The following is a 24,876-nucleotide window of genomic DNA, read 5'->3' as shown; positions in this document are numbered from 1 at the left end:
ATAGCTGTAAGTATATAATATAAAATTATATACAAGAAAAAGACTATGTGAATTTTTCAACTCCATAGTCTTTCTTTTATATATTTATTATGATTTTTTTAATTTGATTTTTACGTTCAGTCCACTGCAATGGCTGCCGCACCAATGGAACCCTTCAGTTCTTCCCGGTACGCATCTGTTTGATAATACTGCAAGGTATCCTTTGCATTCTGCAGCCTTGTATCATAATGGAATTCTTTGATAACTGATGCATTGATCGGGTCGGCAATAAAGGCTTCGAGATTCTGAATCTTTCTCTGAATCAGGTTTACATCAATGCGTTGTTTATTCTTCAGTCTTTCCGCATACCAGTCACTGGACATCACAGTCTCTTTTTTAAACAGATCACGAACCTCATTGGATTCCAGTGTATGACCTTCATATTCACCGTAAGCCATAATATGCAATATGGCTTTGATCGGCGGAATGGCATCCTCGGCGCTGCCATCCTCAAAATAGTTGAGGGCAGCTTTTTTGTGACCGTTGGCAATGTTCAGCACACCATCTACAAAATCCTCCATGCTCTGCTTTTCAGGCTTCAGAATGTCCTCACTGAAAATGGTTTGCGGCTCATCGAAAATCTTACCGAGATACTTATAGCAGAATATGTCTGTCATACGATATCCCAAACGACTTACCGGAACCATCACACCGTTATATTCGAAGTCTTCCAGCTTTTCAAAGGAACCTTCCTGAATCAATTTGGCAGGATTTCGTTCCGCTTCTTTCAGCCTGGACCAGATTTCAGGCACCAGCATGGATATGTCGTGATCCACCCGAACATTGGCTCCGATGTGCCCGGCCGGAGTGGTAAAGGCATTGTAATCTCCTAAAATATAGGACAGCAGTGCATTATTCAAATCGTAAACCGGCAGTAACATATTGAAGGGGCCCTTTGTCAATGCGCCTTCAGAGCCTGCACCGGTTGTGGAAGGCGATTTCCCGGTTAAACTGCTGACGAAATCCATAAACAGCTCCGGAAGCTCCTGGTAATGAATAGGATTATATACACTTAACGGCAGGATCTTCTTGCCGCCCTCTTCTCCCGGCGGGTTATTCCTGCGACCCGGCAGAATGGCATTTACCGGCATTAAGACCGGCTGTTCCAGAGGAATCTTTCTTGAGAAGCGCTCGCCAACCTCAGCCAGATACAGCTTAAGAGGATTTCTGAAGTCTGAACGATGCTCCAGATATCTTGGATTTTTACTTCTTGAGCCTTCTACAATTCTTGTTTCAGAAGAGACAACACAGTATTCATCACTGCATTTCAAAAAATCCTCAATGTGTGTCTTAACAGGTTCTGTGTAGGCAATATATCCCATTACATCATTTTTAATTTCTTCCACATCTTCTTTGGTCAGCGGTTGATAATTGGTTGCAAAAAGATTGCCGCTTGACAAATCTTTTTCAGCCTGCAGGTCATAGCCCTTGTGAACCGCATCATCCGGACGCTGGAAGAACCGGTATTCACAGTTTGCCGCAAATTTATAACTGCCATTGGTATAATCAGTATTGATATAGGGCAATTGATCGTTCGGAATCAAGACCGAAGCGGTAATATCGTCTTCCATTTGAATCTTTTCGCTGGGCATAAAGTCCATGCGCAGCTTAAAGATTCTCCAAGCTTGATCATCTCTGAAACCAACACGCAAATAACTTGGTCTGATTCTTCTGTTGTCAAATTTCAGTTCATTTCCGGGCTTGCCGTTTATAAAATCCACGGTAAAATGCTCTCTCCAGTTGTTTCCCCAGGATTGACGGTAGAATCTCTTCACCATGAAAACCAATGCCTTTACATGATTGGGAATCGCTTCAATATAGGCGTTAAATTCGTCCGTATAAGCCGAGGATGGAGTCAGCAGTTTAATGACTGATCCTAACGTACGGTCTATGGACAAGATCGGTCTTGAAGGCCGCGTTCTATCCGGGTAGTCTCTCCACCGGCACCTGTAATCATAGTTGAGAATGCGTTCTACATAATCAAGGTCTTTCTCCAGGTCATTTACGTAATAGGTGCCATAAATGATGGAATTACTGATAGACTTGGAAATTTCAGATTTGCCTCCGCCCGAAACGGTACAGGGCTTATGACAGAAAGTTCCCTTGGCTTCCGTGCTGATCAGCTTCCAAACAGGGGCCTCCGGATGCTTCTCAATGTAGATTTTTTCACCGTTTGGCAATACGTAGAAGTAATCCGGTAATAATTTCAGTGTTCTGACTTTTTCCTCGTAAGTCCATTTTATTTCATTTTTATATAGATCAATTTTAATGTTTTCAGGCAGGTAGATAATTTGTTTATTTATTTTATCAATCCCGTAGTGATCCTCCTGCAGATCCATTTTATCTCCGTACTTCTCGATTACCTCGTCAAAGCAATATCCTTCGAGACTGTTATCTTCTATGGCGTTATAATGTACACCGAGATTTTTTTGAGGATATGCAATGGTACCGCCTGCATGTTCTTCTTCCACATTGCCAAAGAGATTTGCAGCAAAGCCGATCTGTGTTTTGATCTCCTTCTTGGAATAGCCATAATAATTATCAGCTATCAGAGTTACTGCTACGCCGCTGCTGTCACGGCAAGTGAGCTTGAAAGCATTGCCGTCGTTGTATAAATCGCTCTCCTCTTTATAACACATGCCGTCACGGCGCTGTCTTTCGGTAGCATCGTTATAATGCGGAAGACCCAGATCGATTTTTCTCATTTTAGACAGGTGAGGCGCAAGCAATATATAGCCTGTATGTCCAGACCATTTGTCTACGTCAAGTCCTGAGTCATTGCTGTGAAAGCTGGGATCTCCCATGTTTCCGAAAACGGATTCAATGAAATCCAGATTGGATACAAAGTTTCCAGGCGCTACAAAAAGTACTTCCATTCTCTTTTCATCGAGAACGCCAGGTACTTTTGGCGACACCAGAGGTTTGATCATTAACGAAACAAAGGTCTTTGCCGGCTGCTCCTGATTGATGGTGAAAGGCAGCAGCTTCATATCTTCCGGCGGATTCACTGCTGCTTCATAAAGCTTTAAAAAAGTTTGTTTCGGTACAGCCTTCTTGTCATAAGGAATCGGAAGACCTCCTTCGACAATATGAAAGGATCCTTCGGTGGTACGTCTATCGTTTCTCGGGTTATGCAGTACCCCTTGTTTTATGCGGTAACTGCTAATGTACTCATTGCTGAAAGTATTGCCGTCAGGCGGCAGGGACATTTCTCTGGCCAAACCGTAATGATCCAGCGTGAGGGAGTCACCCACTGCTTTTGGCGGGTTGGGACTATCCTGAAAATATTGGCTGAAAAATTGGTTGATGCGTTTATAAATACCTACTTCATTCACATCCACCATTCTTTTTTTCTCTTTATAGTCCTTGATAATGTCTTCTAACAAATCGATGAAATAAGTGTTTGTTTCATCCTGTGTATCACTGGAACGATAAATGGGCAGACCGAGGGATGCCAATTTAAAGTTGATGTACTGGATCCTGTCTTCACGCGTAGTGATAGGATCGATATTTCCGTATTCTATACCGAGTTTTTTCCGAATTGACATCTTAACCTCCTAATTGGTTTTTAAAGTTTATTTTTATAAGTATACCCTTTGTTCTCCCAATTATCAAGGTTGATTTTATGAATTTGACAATTTTTTAACACAAACACGAGTGCCATCCTAAAACGGGCAATTTGGGTCAGCAAACTTGTAATTTATGTTAAAGCGGACTTCATAGTATTTTTACTTTTCCATGGTGAAATAGTATTCTTAAAATAAAAAGTTAAGGTGGGTCTATGGAAAAAGTATTATTAGTTTTTATGATACAATTGATTTATATTCCGTTATTGGTATTGCGAACCAATTTTATGGTTCGCAATAAATGTTCCATTGCTGCTATTTTTGGTTTCCTGGAATCACTCATCTATATTTTCGGACTGAGTTTGGTGTTAACGGGGCAAAAAGATTTTTTAACCATGCTGACATACGCTTGCGGATTCGGAATCGGAATCTGCCTTGGCGGATTTATAGAAAAGAAACTGGCCATAGGAAATATCATTGTAACGGTAAATATCAAAAGAAAAAATGAGGATCTGATCTGTCATTTGCGGGATTGTGATTTTCATTTCACAGTATTTGAGGGTACCGGTATTGACGGTACCCGCTATAAATTTGATATTCTGACTACCAGACATAAGGAAATGGAGTTGATCAAAGCAATAGAATCCTATGAGCCGGAATCTTTTATCGTTGTGTCTGAGCCGAGGAAGCATAAGACGAGAGAAAATCACAAGTTAAAATAATAAACGAATTAATTTGCCGTAATCGCTGCCATGGTAATGTAGTTATATGGCATTTCCGCAGTTCCTGAAAATAAAATAAATGAAATTTTGTTAAAAAAGGTCTTTCCTCATATCCTTCGCAATAGACTTCTAGTAAGAGTTGTGTTGAGAGATATGGGGGTTAAAAAATGACAAAGGAAAAAAAAACGGCCCATCTTGTAAAATTATTGATATGTATTTTGGCCGTATTGACATTCAGCTTATTCATGGAGGCAACTGCTGGAGAAGCAGAAAATATAGTCTCTGTTGAGGAGTCCTATGTAGAAGCGTCGTCGAATGATGCTTCCGACGCACCGGACGATCTCTTTCCTGATGCAAATGGCGGCGGAGCCGTCACCCGAAAAGAAACGGATATCTTAATCCATTTGATCAATGCAGAAGCTTACGGCTTGTCTTATAAAGCCAAAGTTGCTGTCGGACAGGTGGTGATGAATCGATGGACCGGCCCATATTATGGCGATGATCTGTTGGCTATCATGACTGCTCCATATCAGTTTACCCCGATTTACGACGGTTCTGCTTATGAAAAAGAAATCGAGCCGGATTCCATTCAGGCTGCCTATGCAGTTTTGAAAGGAACCGGTGTGAAAGAACTGACAGAGGATACTTATTACTTCGTTGATCCGGATTTTACGGAAGACAAGACCATTGAGCAGAAAATGGAATTTGTATGCGAGATCGAAGGAATCCATTTCTATAAGCCACCAACAAAATAACGAAAAATTTTTACGAAAAAGCTCCAAGCGCAATTCCTGCAGAAAGGCACAATTAACCAAGATGTTTTCTGCTTTGGAAGATGCAGCTCTGGAGCTTTCTTTTTATGTAACCCTGAACTCTAGTTCTTTGCAATACCGGATTTGTTCATGAACTTTAATAAGTCGGATAAGACCTGGCTGAATGTACTCAATCGTTCTTCTATTCTGCCAGGGTAATTTTTTTCGATATAGCTGATCATATCCTTTTCTGTATGCCATATTTCACCGTCAAGCACGGTTTGAGTATAACCGTCTAAATCTCCGAGTTCCCAGTTGGTAGCCTCAAAATAACCGTACGGTATGCCCTTTCCTGCAAAAGGGGCATGGTCACTCCAAAGCCCTGTAGTCCCTTCCGGATAGTCAGGATTGAGTCCTGGATTTGTCTCAAGGTTCAGTTTGGACTTTTTTGCAATGTTTAATGCCTGGTCTCTGACCCATCCGTCTTCCCCTTCATCGCCGTAAACATACATTTTGTCACCTGCTGCCAGACTATCCAGATTGATCATGGCCACTGTGTTCTTGATTTCTTCCTCGCTCATTTCGTAAACATAGTAATTAGACCCCTGCAGCCCCATCTCTTCTGCTCCAAAAGCTACGAACTTGATCGTATAGGGTGTTTTGATCTTCTTTAGGGCCTCAGCCACTTCCAAAATGACTGCGATACCCGATGCATTGTCATCGGCACCCCGGCCAACGGCTACAGAGTCATAATGCCCGCCTACAATCACCACTTCGGAAGACTTGCCTGGCTTTACCGCTATTACGTTAGAGGATGAATACTCTTTCCCCTTTCTGGTAAAAGTGAAATCCTGAATAACGGTATCATAGCCGATTCGTTGGAATTGACTGCAGATGTATTCTCTCGCATCACTTTCGCCTTTGGTTCCGACAACCCTTTGTCCTATTTCATCGGACAAAACCTGCAAATGCTGAAAGGCTACCTCACCAGGCTTATGAATCTTTGCCTCCGTTCCTTTCGCAAAAACTGCGGAAGTAAACGCAGAAGTTATCACGAGCATCAATATCAGGATCAATGACAACAGTTTCGTTTTTCTGAACATGAAAATCTTCCCTTCTTGAAAAATTTTTCCGGACATACACCAGAATAAAGGAATTATAGCATGTCATCTATAAAATTCATGTTGAATTTTGTATAACTTGACCATGAAAAAAAGACAGTTTCTTATCTATTAAAAAACTCTATGACAAATTTAGCGCTATAAATTGCTCAATGCCACATATAAATGATATAGTAGTAATATCAAACAGGAGGGATAAGACAAATGTATGAAAATATTCTTGATACCATAGGACATACTCCATTAGTAAAAATAAACCGGTTAAATCCAAAGCCGCATATTCCGCTGTACGCTAAAATAGAAGGTTTTAACCCTACAGGAAGTATAAAGGATCGTATCGCACTGAAAATGATCGAGCAGGCAGAAGAATGCGGTACGCTGACCCCCGGGAAAACGATCATTGAACCTACTTCAGGCAATACAGGAATCGGCCTTGCCATGATCGGCGCAGTAAAAGGATATTCTGTGGTAATCGTCATGAGTGAGGCGGTTTCCATTGAACGTCGCAAAATGATTGAGGCTTTCGGCGCCAAAATTGTATTGACCGAATCTTCCCTGGGAACCGACGGGGCCATTAGAAAAGCTCATGAACTGGTAGAAAAATATCCGGATCAATATTTTATGCCAAACCAGTTTTCCAATGAATACAATAAGCTTGCCCACTATTTTACCACTGCTAATGAAATCTGGGAGGACACAGAGGGGAAAGTAACCCATTTTGTCTCAGCATTAGGTACATCGGGAACCATCATGGGCGTCGGTATGGGGCTCAAGAATAAAAACCCCGATATTCAGATTGTTGAAGCCCATCCGGTCCGGGGTCACTACATACAGGGATTGAAAAACATGGAGGAAGCTATCGTTCCGGAAATCTACGATCCAACTAAAATTGACCGGACCGTGATGATCGAATCCGAATCGGCATTTGACATGGCCCGGGCCATCGTACTGCAGGAAGGTATCTTTGTCGGGATGAGCAGCGGCGCCGCCATGATTGCCGCTTTGGAATGCATCAAAGATATGGAGGAAGGCTGTGTTGTTGTAGCGTTCCCCGATCGCGGTGAAAAATATTTGAGTACGACTTTATTTGATCAGCCCGAATAGAATCGAAATGATGAAGGCAGTTTCTCTTAGAAAACAAACGAAGGGGAACTGCCTTTAAAATCCTACGACATCTAGTGCGCCTTCATTGATTTACCTCAGAATAGAACTTCTGCGGCAGGCATCCCACCATTTTCTGATAGCATTTATTCATATGGGACTGGTCATAATATCCTGCCTGCAGGGCGATGTCACAAAGGGAAACGTTCCTGTTCCCTTTAAGTAAGATAGCAAGCCTCATAAAAGAAGCCTGAAACTGTATAATCTCACACAGTTCTTTCGGCGAAATACCAACATGCTGATGATATAAATTTCTTAAATATCTGGTCGTATATCCGGTTTCTTTAGACAAATCCCGTATTAAAACATTCCCCTGATGTGTAATGATCTTTTCCGTGCAATACCGTACGATATCAACCGAACCGTAGCTTTTATGTATTCGATTTAACAGATATCTTGAAATGAAATCAATACGCTCACCGAAATCTTGAGCATTCTCCATCAAATCCAGCAGGAGGTCTTTTTTCACCACATCTGTCAGAGGTATCTGGCTCCCAATTAAATCGGAAGTCTGTACCTTTATAACATTCATAAGCCCCCCGGGAACAAACCGAACCCCAAAAGCACTTCCCACCTGATTGATTGGGATCACTACTTTTTTGCGGTGGTATCCTTCCAGTGTCATCGTTACTCCGTTTCTATCGTAGCGGAACAATAAATCAATGCATCCGTCGGGGATCACACAGACCTCACCAATGGATGAAGTGGAATCAAATTGATAAAAATCAGATACGATTCCATATAGAGGGTACCCGTTAGGCACTACAAAATTACGGTAATGAATTTTCTGTTCAAAACCTGGCTGATAGGGAATATAATTATCTGGTTTACAGCAATGATACATATCAACGCTCCTGAAAAAAGGCATTTTGATAGTCCACAGTAAATATATTCCAACCGTCTTCATTATATACTCGCCCATATCAGGATGTCAATGAAAGGCCTTCCTATGGATATCCTGTTATTCCCTTTTTTACTATACAGAAAGAAGCCATTTATGCTATATAGAAAGCATCTAAAAGCTGACTGTAAACAATTAAAGGAGGTGTATCGTTTGTTGACTCAAACAGATAGCAGGACATTGGCTTATGTCAATTTATTTGCCGTACTTGGTACTTTGGAAAACTTATGTGATCTGGTTCCGGAAGCAAAGGAGTATATCAAAGATCAAGAAGCTGTTTCAATCGGGTTTGCGGTAAAAGGCGGCCCAAGTGCAACCATATCCTTTGCAGCAGACCGCTGCCAAATCAAGGAAGGATGTGATTATTGCACAATCAAGCTCCCCTTTTCCTCTTGTGAAAAATTCAATGGACTTATTGATGGAACTGTAACCCCGATACCGTCTAAAGGATTTACAAAAATTCATTTTCTAACGAAAACCTTTGTACCACTGACAGATTTACTGACAAAATACTTAAGGCCAACAAAAGAGGATTTAGAGGCTCCTGCGTTCCGGGAGATCAGTACCAAACTGACTTTGTATACAGCAGCAGCGGCCATTGCCCAGGTGGGAAATGAAGATAAGAGCGGTAGATTCAGCGCCGGTTTCATGCCCGATGGAGATATTGCCATTGATGTTTCAAACGTCATGGGAGTAACAATCAATATCAAAGACCACCATCTGACTGCCATAAAAAGGCCCTGTGAAAAGCCAAGAGCTGCCATGACTTTTTCAAGTCTGGAGATCACCAGAAAATTACTGAACGGTGAAGCAAGCTCCATGGCCTGTATATGCGACGGCAGTATTGCGATGCAAGGCATGGTCAACATGATTGATAATATGAACCGTATCTTGGACCGTGTCAGTCAGTATTTGAGTGTTTAAGGAGGTTTTTGGTATGAAGTTTCCTGTTTATGAATACCCCAAAAGTCATGAGGCCTTCAAGCGGGCTTTAAAAGTAATCCCTTCCGGCATCTATGGGCATCAGGGACCCTCGGAAGGCTGCTATATTCCCCATGATGCTTTTCCTCTTTTTTCTTCCAGGGCGAAAGGCTCTCATTTCTGGGATTTAGACGGAAATGATTATATTGATTACATGTGCGGATACGGTCCCAACGTTCTCGGTTACTCTGATCCCGATGTTGATTCTGCAGCACTGGAACAGTTAAAGAAAGAAAATTGTGTAACCATTCCCTCTTCCATTATGGTTGATTTTGCAGAACTTCTGGTAGATACGGTAGCCAGTGCGGACTGGGCATTCTTTGCGAAGAACGGAAGTGATGTCACTTCCCTGGCCGTAATAACCGCAAGGGCCGCTACCCGCCGTAAGAAAATTGTCTTCTTTTATGGTTATTATCACGGTGTTTACCCTTGGACCCAGAAACTAGATTATCCGGGCATTCTGGAAGAAGATGTGATGAATAATCTTTACGTGAACTTTAATGATTTTCCGGCGTTGGAAAAACTTTTTTCGGATCATAAGGGAGAGATTGCAGGGCTCATCGCACAGCCTTATATGCACGGCAACTTTTATGATAACTATTTTCCGGATGATGGCTATTGGCAGAAGGTTCGGAAGCTCTGTGACGACCATCAGGTTGTTCTGATCATCGATGACGTCCGAGCAGGTTTCCGTCTGGATCTAGCCGGTTCAGACCACTATTTCGGCTTTCAGGCTGATTTGATTTGTTTTTGTAAAGCACTGGCCAACGGCTATAATGTTTCTGCCCTTTGCGGAAAGGAATCTCTGAGGGATGTGGTCAGCAGCCTGACTTTTACGGGAAGCTATTGGATGAGTGCCGTTCCCTTCGCAGCGGGGATTGCCTGTATCAATAAGCTGAAATCATTGGATGCTCCCAGGCTCTTTCACGATCTGGGCACCAAACTGACAGAAGGCTTAACAGCGGCAGCAGCGAACAATGGGTTTCATCTGATAGCATCCGGTCCTCCTTCCCTGTTCTATTTAAGACTTGCTGATGATGATTCTTTAATTCTACATCAACAATGGATCGCCGAATGCGTAAAACGTGGAATTTTCCTGACCTCCCACCATAATCATTTTATAAATGCTGCCCTGACGGAGGAAGATATCAAAAAGTCCGTAGAAATAGCCGAAGATGCATTCCATACTTTAAGGAAATAAGCGAAGATCATGAATAAACCTGTTTTTCTTTATCCTAGGTTGGTAGATATTTACATTACTGTTTTAGCAGGTTCCACCGTTGACGGACTGCTTGGAGAACGATAGACCCAATGCGCTGAAGATTAAGCCAATCGTAATGATGGACGCAGGATATTTTGATTTAAATGAAAAAATAGGATCAGCATTTCAAGCCGGTAATGATTATCAAACGAAATAAAAGTTAACGAAAAAATCATGCTCTATATGAAAAGCATGATTTTTTCATTGCCTTAGCAGTTAAATTTATAGTGATTTTGCACATAAAACGGTCTCAATTCTTACAGATAGACGCCTTGGATCATAGAAATTCCACATATCCTTCAGTTCCGTTGATTCGGATTAACTGCCCATCCGTTATGAGTTTTGTGGCATTTTCCACTCCAACTACCGCAGGAAGGCCATATTCTCTTGTAATGACAGCCCCATGGGTCATAAGCCCGCCGATTTCAGTGACAAGTCCCTTGACAGAAACAAAAAGCGGAGTCCAGCTGGGATCTGTGAAAGAGGTTACCAATATATCTCCTTCTTCGAGATTGGCATCCTCCATTTTCAAAACAACACGTGCTCTACCTTCGATGATACCTGCTGAAACAGGTACTCCTACCAAAGCGCCGTCAGGAATATTGCCGGTGTTATATTCGCCGGATATGATCTCACCTTCAGAGGTCATGACCCTGGGCGGTGTCAGTTTTTCAAAAACCTGATAATCCTCTTTTCTTCCGGTGATGATGCTGTAGTCCAGGCTGCCTGTACGTACGGCTTCTCTAAACTCATCAAAATACAGATAGCAGACATCCTCTTTTTCTTTGATTACTCCCTTTTCCACTAATATTTCGGCTTCTTTCATAAGGGCTTCCTTATAAATCAGGAAGCGTTTTATGAAGGAATACTTGGGATATTCTCTGAAGCCGCCCATATTACGCAGAACACTGATCATTTTTTTCATTTTCTTAGATTTTTGTTTGCCTCCGGGCATTTGCTCCAGACGCTTTATGATTTCCTCTTCTTTCGCTGCTGCTTCTTTACGTCCTTGCTCAAACCTTGCTTTTCTTGCATTGGGCTCAAAATTCCTGATGTTGCTTTGGATCATCGAAATCAGAGTCGTAGGTTTTTCGCTCCATCGTGCCTTGGTGATATCAATCTCACCGGAACAGCGGGAGCCGTATTTATCAAGATATGCTTTTATGGACTTACTTACTTCGGATCCGCCTTCCAACAGAGCTAAGTCATCGAAAAAGCTCTCATCTTTTGCACGCTTGAAATAGTCAAGAACATCAGGATATTTTCGGACAACATCCGATACGTCCATCAGCTCCAATCCCATTTCAGAAGTAACATTATTAGGGATGGACTTTGATAAGGTATCAACAGCGCCCTTTTCACCCAGCCACTTTTCCGTTTTTTTCGTGATCCAATTGGAGACATAACCGCCAACTACCATCATGCTCATATTTTGCGGTCCCGTCAGCACTGTTTTCAAATTCCTGGTATCCTCTAAAATAAATTCAAAGAGGTCGTTTCCCGACAGCTTTTTTATCTGTTGCTCCATGTCTCGTATCAGCTCTTCATTGAAGGCAATCAAATCCGGAGCAGTTGTTTCATCATTTCTTCGGTAGTTTTTAACAGCCGGCAATATCCAGGCCAATGCGCCGCTGGCTGCATTAATGGAGCCTTTTCCCCGAGGCATATCTTTCACGAAATCCTGGCGTTTCATAATATTTAAAAGGGCATTCTTCATCAATATATCAGCCTTGCCGGTACTTGTAATCAGAATCGTTTTCCCTATGGGGGAAGACAAATCGTAAGTACCGTCAAGGTAAAGTCTGCCGCCGGCGGCTTTCAGATTTTCACCGAACCAGAAGGATAAAAACCTACAGAATGACATACCCAGGGGCTTGATATCTTCTGTCATCATCTGCAGATGTCCCATTGATGCATAAATTCGATTCTTACCATCATTTTCAGGCACTGGAAACAGTGTCGTAATGGGACGGCTCTGTACGATAAAAAACGCTCCATCGCGAAAACACCATTCAATATCCTGGGGACTTCCGAAATATTTCTCGATCCTTCTGCCTATGGTCTCAAGTTCCAGGATTTGTGCATCTTCCAAGGTCTGTCTGTTTTGCTGAGAAGCTTCTATGATCCGTTCCGCAGTACCGCCATCATCCAGGCCGCGGATTTCCAATTTCTTAACCGATATTTTCTTGACCGTAATCTTACCTTCACGTACCTTATAATTATCTGCATTTACGAGACCGGAAACCAAGGCTTCTCCAAGTCCGTAGCTTGCATCTATAGACAGCACCTTTCTATTGGAGGTAACGGGGTCGGCTGTAAAAAGAATGCCTGATGCATCGGGGAAAATCATCTGCTGAATCACAACAGACAAATATACTTTTCGGTGATCAAAGCCATTTTGTATTCTATAGGTGACGGAACGTTCTGTGAACAGCGATGCCCAGCATTTGCTGATATGCTTCAAAATTGCTTCCCTGCCTTTAATATTTAAATAAGTGTCTTGCTGACCTGCAAAGGAAGCCGTCGGTAAATCCTCGGCTGTCGCACTGGAGCGCACTGCATAGGCATTGTGCTCTCCAAATTGTAAGATGCGATCTGCAATTTCATTTTTAACATCTGCAGGCATCTCTGCTTCCTCGATTACCTTACGGATTTTACCGCTGACTTCAGAGATTTTTTCTCTGTCATCTACCTTAAGGTAAGAAAGTTCCTCCATCAAGTGATGGAATTCCCTATTCTCTCTAAGAGTAACTGCATAGGCTTCCGTGGTAACACAAAATCCTTTCGGAACCGAAATTCCTTCAATTCTTGACAGTTCTCCAAGATTCAGACCTTTGCCCCCCACCACCATCAGTTTGGTTTTATCTATTTCATTAAATTCCAATACATATTTAAGCATTATCATCACCTCATTAAAAATTATGAAATAAAATACTTTATATATTTCATAATATACTCATCCTTAATTTCTTGCAAGATATTTTTGAAATATTTTTATTGATATAGTTCATAATATATAGTACCCTTAAGTTGAGGTGATTATGTATGGATGGATTTGAACGACGAAAAGAAAGGAAAAAGGAAAATATCCGTAAGGCTGCTCTTACACTGTTTTCAACATATGGAGTTCAAAAGGTCAGCGTTTCTGAAATTGCGAAGAAAGCAAAAGTATCACAGGTTACCATATACAACTACTTCGGCAGTAAGGATGAACTGCTGCGGGATGTACTTTTGACGGTAATGAACAGCACTCTTCAGGAATATACGGAGGCAATCGAAAGCGATCTGCCTTTTACAGAAAAATTACAATTATTTATATCAGAAAAAACAAGTGAGCTTGCCGCGTTAAATCCGGATTTTCTGAATTCCATGATGTCTGAAGATCCGGAGATAAGGCAGATAGCCAATGATTTTGTGAAAAATAAATTCTATCCATTGATGTTAAAGTTGATTGAAAAAGGGAAAGAAGAAGGTACTATCAAACATGATATTTCCAACGAGGCTATTTTACTCTATATCAATATGTTCAGAGGAAGCAAGCATTCCGATGCCTTTCAAGGCTTGGAGCACAGCCAGCGTTTATTTCAGGACATCACCACATTATTCTTTTACGGCTTGATCGGGAAGTAAAACTTATCATTGTTCAATATTTTTTTCCTTTTCATGATAATGAAGCAGTATCGTTGATATGATGATGAGCAAGACACCAAAAAGTTGAATTGGTCTCATACGTTCCCCCAGGAAGGTAAACGCCATAATGAGTGTCATCGGCAATTCCACCGAGGCAATAACGGAAACCTTTTCCGATCCGATATATTGTAATGCTTTAAAAATGAAATAGACCGGGAGGATACCTGAAAAACCTGCCAGAACAAATATAGAGGGTAAATCCTTATAATCCACAGTAAAGCCAATACCGCTAAAGAGCAGCAGTACCAGCGTAAAAATCATTGCCGAAATACAGGCATAGAAATTGATGATATTGGGATCCTCTGATTTTAGCTTCAGGTCTGCAAAAATGTTATAAAATGCATAGGATACACCGCTAAGTATCCCCAGAGAAATCCCTATAGGAGACAAGCGAAGGGCGCCGGAAAAAATATCGAGAACGATGGCCGCGCCGCTGACTGCAAGCAACACGGAAAAATAGTTTAATGGCTTCATGGTTCTGATTCTGGTAACAGCAAAAAATATGGTGATATAAACGGGGTGTACAAATAACAGCATCGAACTGATGCCCGCATCAAGGTATTGCAAAGCAGAATAAAATAACAGGTTCGTACCTGCTCCTCCTATCACGCCTAGCAGCGCAAAGCTGCGCAGTTGTTTCGCATTGCAGCGCAATGCACTTGATTTTCGAGCAGAAAGCCAGATACCAAGAATCAGGATCGTAAAAACATATTGATAAAATGTGACCTGAAGGGGATGGGTGCCGCCGGAGACAAGACCCTTTCCAATGATCGCTATCAGCGCAAAAAAGAATGCTGCAAGAATTGCATAGATGTAGCCGTATGTATGGTTTCGCATAATTTCTTCCTTTTACCAGAATAGGTTTGATAAAAAAATTCTGACATACATAACGGACTTTGTCAAGATTATGAAATGCGTCGGTAAAACAGTAAGGGCTAAAAGTTTTAGCCCTTACTGTATATTACATATTACATAAACATCCCTCCGTTACAGGAAAGGATATGTCCAGTAATATAGGAAGAATCATCGGTTACTAAGAATTTAACTGCTTTTGCAATGTCTTCTGGTTCTCCAATTCTATCCAAAGGAATTGTTTTGATCAATGATTCCTTTATTTTTTCAGGGATTTGATCCGTCATAGGTGTTCTGATGAATCCGGGTGCAATTGCATTCACATTGATATTACTTCTTGCAAGTTCCTTTGCCAGTGTTTTCGTCATACCAATAACACCTGCTTTCGTAGCTGCATAGTTAACCTGTCCGACATTCCCGATCTGCCCGGCAATTGAAGTTAAATTGACTATCTTTCCTTCATTTTGTTCGACCATGAACCCGGCTGCAAGCTGACAGCAATGAAATACCCCTTTCAGATTAACACTTACCACTTGATCCCACTGCTCTTCAGTTAATTTTAATAATAATCCGTCTCGAGTGATGCCTGCATTATTCACTAAAATATGTAATACTCCAAATTCTTCTTTAATTTTAGCAAACATTTCTCTTGCCTGATTTCTGTCGGCAACATTTGAAGCAATAGCAACAGCTTTTCTGCCTATTTTTCTGATTTCTGACGCTGTGCCCTCGGCATCTTCCAGATTGACATCATTTACAATGATGTCTGCGCCTTCATTTGCCAAAGTCATTGCAATTGCTTTTCCAATACCTCTTCCTGATCCTGTAACTAAAGCAACTTTTCCTTCTAATTTCATCATGATTTTCCCCTTTCCAGTTATCAACAATATTATTTTATTTTTCGCCCTAAACCTTTAAAGGCCTAGGGCAATACCTGAATCCCATGCCTGTAGTCAAAGGTCATCGGTTCATTTACATAAAATCTTACTTTATCAGTTCAAATACGGCGGCTGCTCCCATGCCGCCTCCGATACACATACTTACAACACCGTATCTATCGTCTCTGCGTCTCATTTCCGAAAGCAGCTTTACAGTTAAGAATGATCCCGTGCATCCCAGTGGATGGCCCAACGCAATGGCACCTCCATTTGGGTTTACTTTCTCCGGATCCAGTCCAAGTTCCTTAATACAAGCAATTGCTTGTGAGGCAAATGCTTCATTCAGTTCATATTCATCGATATCTTCTTTATCCAGTCCTGCGATTTCTAATGCTTTTGGAATTGCTTTGACAGGTCCGATTCCCATTACTTCAGGCCCGACTCCCGCAACGGCAAATGATCTGAATATCGCCAAAGGTTTTAGGCCTAATGTTTCTGCCTTTTTTCCTGACATAAGCAGTACGGCCGCCGCACCATCACTCATTTGCGAAGCATTTCCCGGGGTTACGGTGCCATCTGCCTTAAAGACGGTTGGCAGCTTTAACAGATTTTCTGCCGTTGTCTCAGCTCTTACACCTTCATCCTTACGAAAGATAAAGGTTTCGTTTTCATCATTTACCGCTTCTATCGGAATAATTTCATCATCAAATTTACCTTCCTCTTGTGCCTTTGCCGCTCTCCTATGGCTTTCTACGGCAAACTCATCCTGCATTTGCCGTGATATATGATACTGTTCCGCTACATTTTCGGCCGTTAATCCCATAGACATATATACTTCCGGTCTGTTCTTCATAAGATACGGATTGGGGGAAATGTGATGTCCCCCCATAGGTACCGTACTCATAAATTCTACTCCCCCGGCCAGAACGACCTCAGCTTGGCCGACCATAATGCTGTTTGCTGCGGCAGCAATGGTTTGAAGTCCGGAGGAGCAGAATCTGTTTACCGTTTGACCGGGTACGCAATCCGGCAAACCTGCTCTTTGCGCTACAATTCTTCCAATGTTAAATCCCTGCTCTGCTTCAGGAAATGCACATCCAAGTACAAAATCGTCAATTTCCTCAGGATTTAGCTGAGGGACCTTATTTAAAACACCCTTTACAACTTGCGCTGCAACATCTACCGGACTTGTATTCTTAAGTTTTCCTTTCGGCGCTTTTCCTACAGGGGACCGGCCAAAAGCTACAATTACTGCCTCTCTCATATTGTTGACACCTCCATAAAATCTGTTTTAAGCTTCCTGAATTCAGTACTATTCCGTCTGGCTCACGCGGCTTCTCTTGCTTTCTATCTTTTTCATCATTGCACCAATACCATAGATTCCACCAATAATGAAAGTTCCGCCCAAAATTGTCATGAGACCCCATTCCACTATTTTTTCATGGATTTCCTCAATATGTATCAGGCACATAAGCGCATAGGTGAACGAAACCGGATTAACAAGGGTGTGTGCCACAGGACCTAATATTAATATGATAAAAAGGACGAGAGCAATGTAAACATTTAAAGCTGCTTTTACTCCAAGTACTGGAGCCATGGCCCCTAAATAGAACGGCAGCAGATATCCAAAAATCAGGCCCGATACTGCTCCTGCATAAATTTCCTTTACTCTGCCGGGGTTTAAGCCATATGCAAAGAAGAATATGCAGATAAAAAACGCCGGCCATGTATGATGGATATTCAATACCATAAATAGAATGTTGCTAGTAACAAGCCATGCTACGAACAATGTGGTAACAACGAAATGCTGTCTTGTAATTTTATTTTTCCCTTCCAAAATAATCATCTCCTTTTAATTTTTATTAGAAACTAAATTCCAGCAATTTCATATCAGCTGTCTATGTAGATATTTCATCATGATGGAATAAGTTTGTTCTCTTTCATTTCCATAATCTCCTGAGGACCATAACCTAAACCCTCTAGAATTTCCCATGTATTTGCTCCGATACCTTCAGAGGTCTTATAATCCGGCTCACCCATTTCTTTGAATTGTATAGGCGGTGTCGGCAAATATACGGTCTTACCGGATGGATAATGGATCGGATGCAGGAAGTTATTGACAACTGCCTGCTCATCTTTCGGAACGTCACTCATATGTCTCAAAACTTCGAAGGGAATATCTTCAGCTTCCCACTTTTTAGCCCACACATCATAGGGTTCAGATCCAATAATTCCGCACAAAATCTCAACAAGTTCCAGCTGATTTATTTTTGCACCCATTGGCGTGTTAAATTTAGGGTCTGTCAGAAAGTCTTCACGGCCGATTGATTTGCAGAAGGGCTCCCAATATTTATTAAAATCAAATAGCATGATCAACATCCATTTCCCGTCCGCAGTTTTGTACGGATGCCCCACAACAGGGGAAAGAGGGGGCTCACTATATTGAACCGGGTATTTTGCGTTATACTGTGTGGATGCAATTAGTGTTGCTAGTGTCCAAATCGCAGTATGGTAAAGGGAAACGGATACTTTGTCACCTTTTCCTGTTCGCTGCTGTTTTATAAGAGCGGCTGCAATCCCCTGAGCCAAAGCAACGCCCGTGGGATGGTCCCCTGCCCCTCCTATATTGACCAGCGGGATCCCTCCATCTACTACCGTATCCAGTGAAAATCCGGAACGGCCAAAATATGCTACGAAATCGTATCCCGGCCTGGCTGCATCCGGTCCCTTCTCACCAAAACTATTAATGTGCCCATAAACAAGTTTCGGGTATTTTACGGACAGCTCTTCATAGGTCAACTTTAATTTTACAAGGGCATCCTCTCGATAATTTGTAACTAAAACATCTGCATCTTCAAGCAATTTGTGGATGATTTCCAATCCTTTTTTTTCCTTTAAATTGACTGCAATAAATTTTTTATTGGCGTTTTCCATATCGAACTGCGGATTCTCATCATCCTTAATCGGGCAAGTAAGTAATCTTCCCTGGATTCTGGCAGGATCACCAGCCAGAGGCTCTACCTTGATTACATCGGCTCCTTGATCGGCCAGAATTCTGGAAGCCCCGGGACCGGCAAGATAGGTTGTCAGGTCAATAACACGAATTCCTTCCAATGGTTTCATTTAAATTCCTCCTACTTTCTAGTATCTTTCATAAAAATCTTTGATTTCAGTAATTATCCTATAGACAATACTGAGCTCTACCTTTCGCTCTCTACTAACGCAATATCCGTGCCAGAGAATTTTTTCTACGTTTATCCATTGAAATCTCTGGGTTCTTCCTGAATGAAGTCAAAAAAAAACAAAAGCATTTTTTGCACCGGGCAAAAAAGCTTTTGTTTTTTATACGGTTTATCGGTTTTGATTTTCTATATCATTATTTTTTTGCAAGATAAAAATTTTTTTCATTATGCAAAAATTATTTTGATTATCACCTGTTTTATTATGCAAAAATTATTTTAAATATCACCCTGTTTCATTTTGAAAAAATTATTTTAAATGAATCTCACCTTTTTTTATTTTTCTGTAAATAGTGGATGGCGCTATTCCCAATCTTTCTGCAGCCTCAACTACATTTGAATGTTCACTCAACGCCCTCTTTATCATGTTTTCCTCTAAAATTTTGTAGGCTTCTTTTAGGGGCATTACTGAATCATTTACGATACCTCCACCGGTATCATGATTATAAATATCAAATTTAATGATCAATTGGTATTCTTCTTCATCGATTACATCCGTTTCTGCCAGGATTACCAGACGCTCAATGATATTCTTTAATTCTCTTACATTACCCGGCCAATCATACCGGTACAGGTGTTTCATTACCTCTTTTGAAATAGATACGTTTAAATTATATTTATAATTAAAATGTTTCAGAAAATGGTGAACCAGTGGAAAGATATCTTCCTTTCTTTCCCGCAACGGGAGTATTCTGATGGGGATAACGCCGAGCCGGAAAAACAAGTCCTGCCGGAATCTTTTATGGTTCAAAAGCTGATCGCGGGTGAGGTTTGTAGCAGAAATATATCTTACATTGACAGGGATAAACTTGCTCCCGCCTACTTTTGTGAATCCATTTTCTTGAATAACCCTTAAGAGCTTGCTTTGCATTTCAATGGGAAGTTCTCCAATTTCATCTAAAAATATTGTCCCCCCATCAGCCTCTTCAAAGAGTCCTTTTTTCCCTTGTTTCCTTGCCCCGGTAAAAGCCCCTTCTTCATATCCAAAAAATTCAGACTCCAATAGTTCCTTTGGGATTGCCGCACAGTTAATGGCTATGCAGGGTTTGTCCTTTCTACTGCTGGTATTATGAATCAGTCTGGCCATGACTTCTTTTCCTACACCTGATTCCCCCCATATAAAAATGGACGAATCCGTTTTAGACGCTTTAATGGCTATATTTAATATTTTCTGCATTTCATCACTGGAATATATGACCTCGTTTGCGCCCAGATATTCTTCCAATTCTTTCAGCTTGGTATAATATTTCTTTTTCTGGTTCTCTGCTTTTTTCAATTTTTCTTCCAGATCTATGATCTTCGTAATGTCCCGGCCCGTTATAATAACTTTCTTAATGTCTCCCTCTTTCGTTAAAATAGGTACACCTGTAAGTGTCAGAACACTTCCATTACTATATTTCACTTTTTTACTTAAGATTTCCTTTGCTTCAACAACCTTAGGTGCCAATGGATCCTCCAACATATTGTCATTTTCAATTTCGAATATACTTTTTCCAATGTATGCTTTACCGTCGATTCCTGTATGCCTCTGAAAAGCATCATTTATTTTTTCCAGCACCAGATCTTTATTAAAAATAATCACTACATCATCGATAAAATCCATTACTTGATCCATTTCATTCATTTTATATTTCAACTGATTGTAAACATATAAATAGTAGGAATCGCTTTCTTCGTATCTTACTTTATAAAGGTTAATCTGGATCAAACAATTGTTTATGCAATGGGTCCATTGACTCTGTTCCTGACCCTCCAATGCCTTTGCCTCAAATTTTGGATCGATCTCTGCAATTGAATGAATTGATGATAATCCCATACTTTTTTGAATTTTCACGGCAGCCTCATTCATTTTATAAATATTGCCTTGCTCATCTGTGAGAATAAGAGCAATGGGCATGCTTTCCATGAAATCCTTACTTATTGTTATCATTTTTCCCTCCGTTAAAATGGCTGCTTACGGCCTGTTTGGCATACTGGATCATTATGAGGCATAGGGAAGCGGTGTTTCAATTTACCGCTTCCCTGCTATTATTTTATACTGAACGATCTATTTCTTTTCTTCGTATAATCATTGCAACGAAGTTCATATAGTTTCCTGCACCTGCATTCATGGATTTACGGTCAGAGATGGCATATTCATTTTCACAGAGAAGCCAATCATTCCAGCACTCGTCAAAGCCCTCCATTTCAAAGACAGATAAGATTTCAATGCCATCTGTTGCCTCCAGAATCCTTTTCCAATATGCGGCATCATGCAAAGTCTCTATATCGTCCGGTGTCCAGGAAAGCAGCATTTCGTGGGGAATGTTATCATGAATATCCTTTTTCAGCCCGGGAACGACGAAAAGCAAATACCCTCCTTGCTTTACAAGGGGGAGCAAATGCTTCCCAAGGTATTCTTCCTTGCATCCAAAATAATGATAGGAGTCTATGCTTACCACTGCGTCAAAGAATTCCTCCGAATAAGGTAAGGCATGTGCATCCGCATGGATTGGGATAATTTGCTCCGAAGTAAGTCCCATGGCCTCAAACCGCTTTTGATTGTCAGTTGCACTGATCCACAAATCCGTTGCGAATACACGAAGTCCGTATTCCTTTACCAGAAAGATTGATGTCACACCGCGTCCGCATCCCAAATCGAGTACGATTGCGCTTTGGGGGATCGGATGGATCTCGAGTAATTCCTCCAAAAGTTTTATGGGATTGGGACCCATAATATTTTCCTTGATAAAGTGATCTTCATATTTTTTAGATTTTATATAGTTCATTGGTGATTTCCTTTCTGTTTATTCGTATTATTTATTGAAATCGAAATTTTAAAATATTTGGAACACGTATTCCATACAGAAAAGAAAAAGGCATAGTACAAAACTATGCCTCCGTAACGATTCTATCGCTATTCCGCTTGACATAATTCTGCATGAAACAAAAAACCGTACAGCAAACAAAGCAATTCATAATCACTTTTTCCAAGCCTATACAGTTATCGTGTTCCTTACAGAACAATAGCCAAACAGACACCACCTTTGATTTTATTTAATGTATGGTAAAATTATATAGTAACTGTGGAATATTGTCAAACGATACTGCGCCTTTTGAATCCCATCATGCCAATTGCAGTTTTCTATTTATAAAATCCTCGTTGACCTAATTAGGTCAACAATATTTTAAAAAATAATGTGATACCCCTAATAAAATTGCTTTCATTAGGGGTATCACTTTTAGATTGTTCCATGAAGGTATGTTAAAGTTTGTGTAAGTTTTTTATTTTTTGCAGTCCAGAACGGATAATCCGCCGTCTATGGCATCCACCATGATGAAATAGTCTCGCTCTTGATCATCCAGGCAATGGACGATGTAAAACTTTTTATGAAAAAAAACTTCTTTTACCACTTCTATGGCCGGAGCCATCAAGAGCTTCGCTTTCCCAAGAAACTGTTTCATGACAAAGTCATGTCCTATTTCACGGCACTTTTCCATTGTAATCTGCGATTCGAGGGCGTCTTTTTCTTCAATCTCTATAGCAGCCATAGTTGGCGTGCCTTTCCCCTCGTAGGTTGAGCCCGACACTCCGTCAATGATGCAATCATACGTTTTATTCAATTTCGATAATCGGCCTTTCCCCACAAAAAGGGAGTACTGAATCCATACATAGGGATAAAAGACTCTGTCCGCCCCTATAATGTTGATTTTAGGGTCTGTGTGAAGAAGAATATTTTTTGCATCCTCAATGCCATAGCTGTTGAGAATCATTTTACTTTTAATCATTATTCAATCCTGGCAGCATTTCACAGCGATTTCTGAATACAAACTGTGATATCGCTTTGTTTTCTGTTGAAAGGTGCTTAGAGGAAGCCAGCTGAACCTTAATCGACACATTGGCTTTCTTTCCTTTTGCCCTATCGATAAGATCCTCCATTTCTCTGCTGGTGGGCTTGCCAAAACGGCTTCCTATAATCATCGCAATCCATGATAAGATGATGCCTGCAAAGAATTGATGCATTCCCGTGACCACATCCAGATCCAGCAGTGACCAAATCTGAACGGTAGCCCCTCCGACGATCATAGATACAACAGAACCGGTTCCGTTCGCTTTTTTCCACCATACAGCGCAAACATAGCTTGGCAGGAATGCGCATGCCATAAAGCTGAATGTGTCAACAACCAGGTTGAATACTCCGGGAGGATTCAAAATAGCAACGGTGATGCCGATAATACCTGTGATTATGATGGTCGATTTTGATATCAGCACAACCTGCTTGTCACTGGCATCCGGCCTGAGCCATCTCTTGTAGAAATCAATTGAAACGATGGTTCCGATCAATAACAACAATGCAGCTACAGTACTCATAATTGCAGACATGATCGCCGTAAGAACGATTCCGGAAACAACACCCGGGAACATCTTTCCCGCAAGAGTCGGGATAACCATTTCAGGGTCCTGCAAATCAGAAAGGAGAACAACTCCGCAAAGTCCCAGCAAATAAGGGGAGAAGCAGAACAGCTGTGTCCAGATCGTCGCATATACCACTGTTTTCTTTGCCGTTTTCGGATTTTCCATAGCCATATGTTTATTGACGCAGTGAGGCAGCCCCATGTAGCCTATTAAATATACCAATACGGCCCCTGCGATAACACCCCAGGCTCCTTCATACTGATTTCCTCTGCCCCAGATGGAGAGATAAGTGGGGTCAATTGCAGCGAGCTTTGTATTCAATCCTGTAAATCCGCCTGTATCTATCAGACATAACACTAATAATGCGAGTACTGCTCCAATCATGATAAAGCCCTGAATTACATCTGTCCACGCTACTGCAAAATAACCGCCTATAAAGGTATAAATCAGGATTACCGTACAACCGATAATAAGTCCGTAAGATAGAGGGAAGCCAAAGAGGCTTACAAGGGTTTTGCCCGTTGCAAGGAACTGGGCAAGTACATAACAAGCTAGTCCAATAACTGCTATAATACAGGCGATTACTTTTACCGGTACGGATTCATACCGCTTTTCAAGATATTCAATAGGTGAAATGGCATCAAGCAGCTGTGACAGTCTTCTCATTCTTCTGCCCAGAAGAGAAACATTGATTAAGCCGCCGCCTGCATCCCCAACGGCGTAGAATATTGCAAAATATCCGACCAGATATGCTTCCGACGGACCGCCCATGAACATGAATCCGCTCATGGCCGTAGTCTGCAGTGTCAAAGCCGTTACCAGCGGGCCCATGGATCGTCCGCCAATCATATAGTCTTCGGAGTTTTTAGCACGTCGGTTCCAATAAAGCCCCATGCCGACCATTCCTATGAAGTAACAAATTAATACGATAACCTCTACTCTCATTCGGCAGCACCTCGTCTTCCTTTCACACTTTGTTCAAATTCGGTGTCGTCAATCTCGTCATCCTGCTTCTTCATTATACCGTAAACAACAAAAGCCAGAATGATGTAAACAAAAGGCCAAATCATGATACCAAAAAATGTACTAATAGGCATTCCAATAATCATATCGATTCCTCCATCAAAAATTTTCTAGCTAGAATATGACCCAATTTTATGATATTTCAGAAAATAATGAAATACTTCGAAGCATTATTTAAATGAAACATATCCTGTCATTTAGGTTCACTTAACCTAATTTTTAGCTGCTCTTAAGGGTCTTCCTGAAGGGCTTTGCAAAAGAAAAATCCACTCGATGTCAGAGTGGATTACCATT

The 24,876-nt window shown here is 41.2% G+C and carries 21 protein-coding genes; 7 read left to right on the top strand and 14 right to left on the bottom strand.

What is annotated here, in order from left to right:
* Positions 1–116: 116 nt before the first annotated feature.
* Positions 117–3,587 carry a hypothetical protein gene (locus KCX82_RS16040; protein ID WP_227019504.1) on the bottom strand — a complete coding sequence of 1,157 codons (3,471 nt, stop codon included), beginning with the start codon at positions 3,585–3,587 and terminating at the stop codon, positions 117–119.
* Between the two features lie 233 nt (positions 3,588–3,820).
* Here KCX82_RS16040 and KCX82_RS16035 point away from each other — a divergent pair, with 233 nt between their 5' ends.
* Complete coding sequence (locus KCX82_RS16035; protein WP_227019503.1) at positions 3,821–4,327, top strand: DUF5698 domain-containing protein; 507 nt, start codon at positions 3,821–3,823, stop codon at positions 4,325–4,327.
* A 167-nt stretch (positions 4,328–4,494) separates the two neighbouring features.
* Positions 4,495–5,082: a cell wall hydrolase gene (locus tag KCX82_RS16030; protein WP_227019502.1), complete on the top strand. Its 588-nt coding sequence runs from the start codon at positions 4,495–4,497 to the stop codon at positions 5,080–5,082.
* A 119-nt stretch (positions 5,083–5,201) separates the two neighbouring features.
* Here the strand turns inward: KCX82_RS16030 and KCX82_RS16025 are convergent, their stop codons facing one another.
* Complete coding sequence (locus KCX82_RS16025) at positions 5,202–6,182, bottom strand: M20/M25/M40 family metallo-hydrolase (RefSeq protein WP_227019501.1); 981 nt, start codon at positions 6,180–6,182, stop codon at positions 5,202–5,204.
* Positions 6,183–6,404: 222 nt separating this feature from the next.
* On the opposite strand from KCX82_RS16025, the gene KCX82_RS16020 reads away from it, so the two are divergent.
* On the top strand, positions 6,405–7,304 hold the full coding sequence (locus tag KCX82_RS16020) for a PLP-dependent cysteine synthase family protein (RefSeq protein ID WP_227019500.1): 900 nt from the start codon (positions 6,405–6,407) through the stop codon (positions 7,302–7,304).
* Between the two features lie 82 nt (positions 7,305–7,386).
* Here KCX82_RS16020 and KCX82_RS16015 read toward each other — a convergent pair whose 3' ends face one another.
* A complete protein-coding gene (locus KCX82_RS16015; protein WP_227019499.1) occupies positions 7,387–8,205 on the bottom strand; it encodes a helix-turn-helix domain-containing protein in 819 nt (272 codons plus the stop codon).
* A gap of 210 nt (positions 8,206–8,415) precedes the next feature.
* Here KCX82_RS16015 and KCX82_RS16010 point away from each other — a divergent pair, with 210 nt between their 5' ends.
* The 3 genes from KCX82_RS16010 to KCX82_RS16000 all read left to right on the top strand — a co-directional run bounded on the left by KCX82_RS16010 (position 8,416) and on the right by KCX82_RS16000 (position 10,661).
* A complete protein-coding gene (locus KCX82_RS16010; RefSeq protein WP_227019498.1) occupies positions 8,416–9,186 on the top strand; it encodes a hypothetical protein in 771 nt (256 codons plus the stop codon).
* Positions 9,187–9,199: 13 nt separating this feature from the next.
* A complete protein-coding gene (locus tag KCX82_RS16005) occupies positions 9,200–10,444 on the top strand; it encodes an aminotransferase class III-fold pyridoxal phosphate-dependent enzyme (RefSeq protein WP_227019497.1) in 1,245 nt (414 codons plus the stop codon).
* A gap of 79 nt (positions 10,445–10,523) precedes the next feature.
* Positions 10,524–10,661, top strand: a complete 138-nt coding sequence (locus tag KCX82_RS16000) for a hypothetical protein (protein WP_227019496.1) — start codon at positions 10,524–10,526, stop codon at positions 10,659–10,661.
* Positions 10,662–10,781: 120 nt separating this feature from the next.
* Here KCX82_RS16000 and ppsA read toward each other — a convergent pair whose 3' ends face one another.
* On the bottom strand, positions 10,782–13,403 hold the full coding sequence (gene ppsA / locus KCX82_RS15995) for a phosphoenolpyruvate synthase (protein ID WP_227019495.1): 2,622 nt from the start codon (positions 13,401–13,403) through the stop codon (positions 10,782–10,784).
* A 146-nt stretch (positions 13,404–13,549) separates the two neighbouring features.
* On the opposite strand from ppsA, the gene KCX82_RS15990 reads away from it, so the two are divergent.
* Positions 13,550–14,134: a TetR/AcrR family transcriptional regulator gene (locus KCX82_RS15990; protein ID WP_227019494.1), complete on the top strand. Its 585-nt coding sequence runs from the start codon at positions 13,550–13,552 to the stop codon at positions 14,132–14,134.
* Positions 14,135–14,140: 6 nt separating this feature from the next.
* Here the strand turns inward: KCX82_RS15990 and KCX82_RS15985 are convergent, their stop codons facing one another.
* The 10 genes from KCX82_RS15985 to KCX82_RS15940 all read right to left on the bottom strand — a co-directional run bounded on the left by KCX82_RS15985 (position 14,141) and on the right by KCX82_RS15940 (position 24,668).
* Positions 14,141–15,031 (bottom strand): DMT family transporter, encoded by an 891-nt coding sequence (locus tag KCX82_RS15985; protein ID WP_227019493.1) that lies wholly within the window; start codon positions 15,029–15,031, stop codon positions 14,141–14,143.
* Between the two features lie 131 nt (positions 15,032–15,162).
* Positions 15,163–15,906 carry a 3-oxoacyl-ACP reductase FabG gene (gene fabG, locus KCX82_RS15980; protein ID WP_405127704.1) on the bottom strand — a complete coding sequence of 248 codons (744 nt, stop codon included), beginning with the start codon at positions 15,904–15,906 and terminating at the stop codon, positions 15,163–15,165.
* A gap of 124 nt (positions 15,907–16,030) precedes the next feature.
* Positions 16,031–17,188, bottom strand: coding sequence for a thiolase family protein (locus KCX82_RS15975; protein ID WP_227019492.1), 1,158 nt, complete (start codon positions 17,186–17,188; stop codon positions 16,031–16,033).
* A gap of 48 nt (positions 17,189–17,236) precedes the next feature.
* Entirely contained in the window at positions 17,237–17,761 is a 525-nt protein-coding gene (locus KCX82_RS15970; RefSeq protein WP_227019491.1) for a hypothetical protein, read from the bottom strand.
* Positions 17,762–17,838: 77 nt separating this feature from the next.
* The gene (locus KCX82_RS15965) at positions 17,839–19,047 is read right to left on the bottom strand and encodes a CaiB/BaiF CoA transferase family protein (RefSeq protein ID WP_227019490.1); all 1,209 of its coding nucleotides are present in this window, start codon (positions 19,045–19,047) and stop codon (positions 17,839–17,841) included.
* Between the two features lie 366 nt (positions 19,048–19,413).
* On the bottom strand, positions 19,414–21,093 hold the full coding sequence (locus KCX82_RS15960) for a sigma-54 interaction domain-containing protein (protein WP_227019489.1): 1,680 nt from the start codon (positions 21,091–21,093) through the stop codon (positions 19,414–19,416).
* A 103-nt stretch (positions 21,094–21,196) separates the two neighbouring features.
* Complete coding sequence (locus KCX82_RS15955; protein ID WP_227019488.1) at positions 21,197–21,931, bottom strand: SAM-dependent methyltransferase; 735 nt, start codon at positions 21,929–21,931, stop codon at positions 21,197–21,199.
* A 496-nt stretch (positions 21,932–22,427) separates the two neighbouring features.
* On the bottom strand, positions 22,428–22,931 hold the full coding sequence (locus tag KCX82_RS15950; protein WP_227019487.1) for a hypothetical protein: 504 nt from the start codon (positions 22,929–22,931) through the stop codon (positions 22,428–22,430).
* Positions 22,924–24,504 (bottom strand): sodium/proline symporter, encoded by a 1,581-nt coding sequence (locus KCX82_RS15945; protein ID WP_227019486.1) that lies wholly within the window; start codon positions 24,502–24,504, stop codon positions 22,924–22,926. The genes KCX82_RS15950 and KCX82_RS15945 overlap by 8 nt, the downstream gene beginning before the upstream one ends.
* Positions 24,501–24,668: a hypothetical protein gene (locus tag KCX82_RS15940; RefSeq protein ID WP_227019485.1), complete on the bottom strand. Its 168-nt coding sequence runs from the start codon at positions 24,666–24,668 to the stop codon at positions 24,501–24,503. The genes KCX82_RS15945 and KCX82_RS15940 overlap by 4 nt, the downstream gene beginning before the upstream one ends.
* Positions 24,669–24,876 lie beyond the last annotated feature (208 nt).

The sequence above is a fragment of the Sinanaerobacter chloroacetimidivorans genome, from assembly GCF_018128545.1.
GTDB classification, from domain to species: Bacteria; Bacillota; Clostridia; order Peptostreptococcales; family Anaerovoracaceae; genus Sinanaerobacter; species Sinanaerobacter chloroacetimidivorans.
Note: the sequence above shows the minus strand (reverse complement) of the source record. Positions and strands in the feature narration are given on the sequence as shown.

Coding starts and splice junctions, on each gene's coding strand:
- KCX82_RS16040 (WP_227019504.1), bottom strand. CDS start 3,587: ATGTCAATTCGGAAAAAACTCGGTATAGAATACGGAAATATCGATCCT.
- KCX82_RS16035 (WP_227019503.1), top strand. CDS start 3,821: ATGGAAAAAGTATTATTAGTTTTTATGATACAATTGATTTATATTCCG.
- KCX82_RS16030 (WP_227019502.1), top strand. CDS start 4,495: ATGACAAAGGAAAAAAAAACGGCCCATCTTGTAAAATTATTGATATGT.
- KCX82_RS16025 (WP_227019501.1), bottom strand. CDS start 6,182: ATGTTCAGAAAAACGAAACTGTTGTCATTGATCCTGATATTGATGCTC.
- KCX82_RS16020 (WP_227019500.1), top strand. CDS start 6,405: ATGTATGAAAATATTCTTGATACCATAGGACATACTCCATTAGTAAAA.
- KCX82_RS16015 (WP_227019499.1), bottom strand. CDS start 8,205: ATGTATCATTGCTGTAAACCAGATAATTATATTCCCTATCAGCCAGGT.
- KCX82_RS16005 (WP_227019497.1), top strand. CDS start 9,200: ATGAAGTTTCCTGTTTATGAATACCCCAAAAGTCATGAGGCCTTCAAG.
- ppsA (WP_227019495.1), bottom strand. CDS start 13,403: ATGCTTAAATATGTATTGGAATTTAATGAAATAGATAAAACCAAACTG.
- KCX82_RS15990 (WP_227019494.1), top strand. CDS start 13,550: ATGGATGGATTTGAACGACGAAAAGAAAGGAAAAAGGAAAATATCCGT.
- KCX82_RS15985 (WP_227019493.1), bottom strand. CDS start 15,031: ATGCGAAACCATACATACGGCTACATCTATGCAATTCTTGCAGCATTC.
- fabG (WP_405127704.1), bottom strand. CDS start 15,906: ATGATGAAATTAGAAGGAAAAGTTGCTTTAGTTACAGGATCAGGAAGA.
- KCX82_RS15975 (WP_227019492.1), bottom strand. CDS start 17,188: ATGAGAGAGGCAGTAATTGTAGCTTTTGGCCGGTCCCCTGTAGGAAAA.
- KCX82_RS15965 (WP_227019490.1), bottom strand. CDS start 19,047: ATGAAACCATTGGAAGGAATTCGTGTTATTGACCTGACAACCTATCTT.
- KCX82_RS15960 (WP_227019489.1), bottom strand. CDS start 21,093: ATGATAACAATAAGTAAGGATTTCATGGAAAGCATGCCCATTGCTCTT.
- KCX82_RS15955 (WP_227019488.1), bottom strand. CDS start 21,931: ATGAACTATATAAAATCTAAAAAATATGAAGATCACTTTATCAAGGAA.
- KCX82_RS15950 (WP_227019487.1), bottom strand. CDS start 22,931: ATGATTAAAAGTAAAATGATTCTCAACAGCTATGGCATTGAGGATGCA.
- KCX82_RS15945 (WP_227019486.1), bottom strand. CDS start 24,504: ATGAGAGTAGAGGTTATCGTATTAATTTGTTACTTCATAGGAATGGTC.
- KCX82_RS15940 (WP_227019485.1), bottom strand. CDS start 24,668: ATGATTATTGGAATGCCTATTAGTACATTTTTTGGTATCATGATTTGG.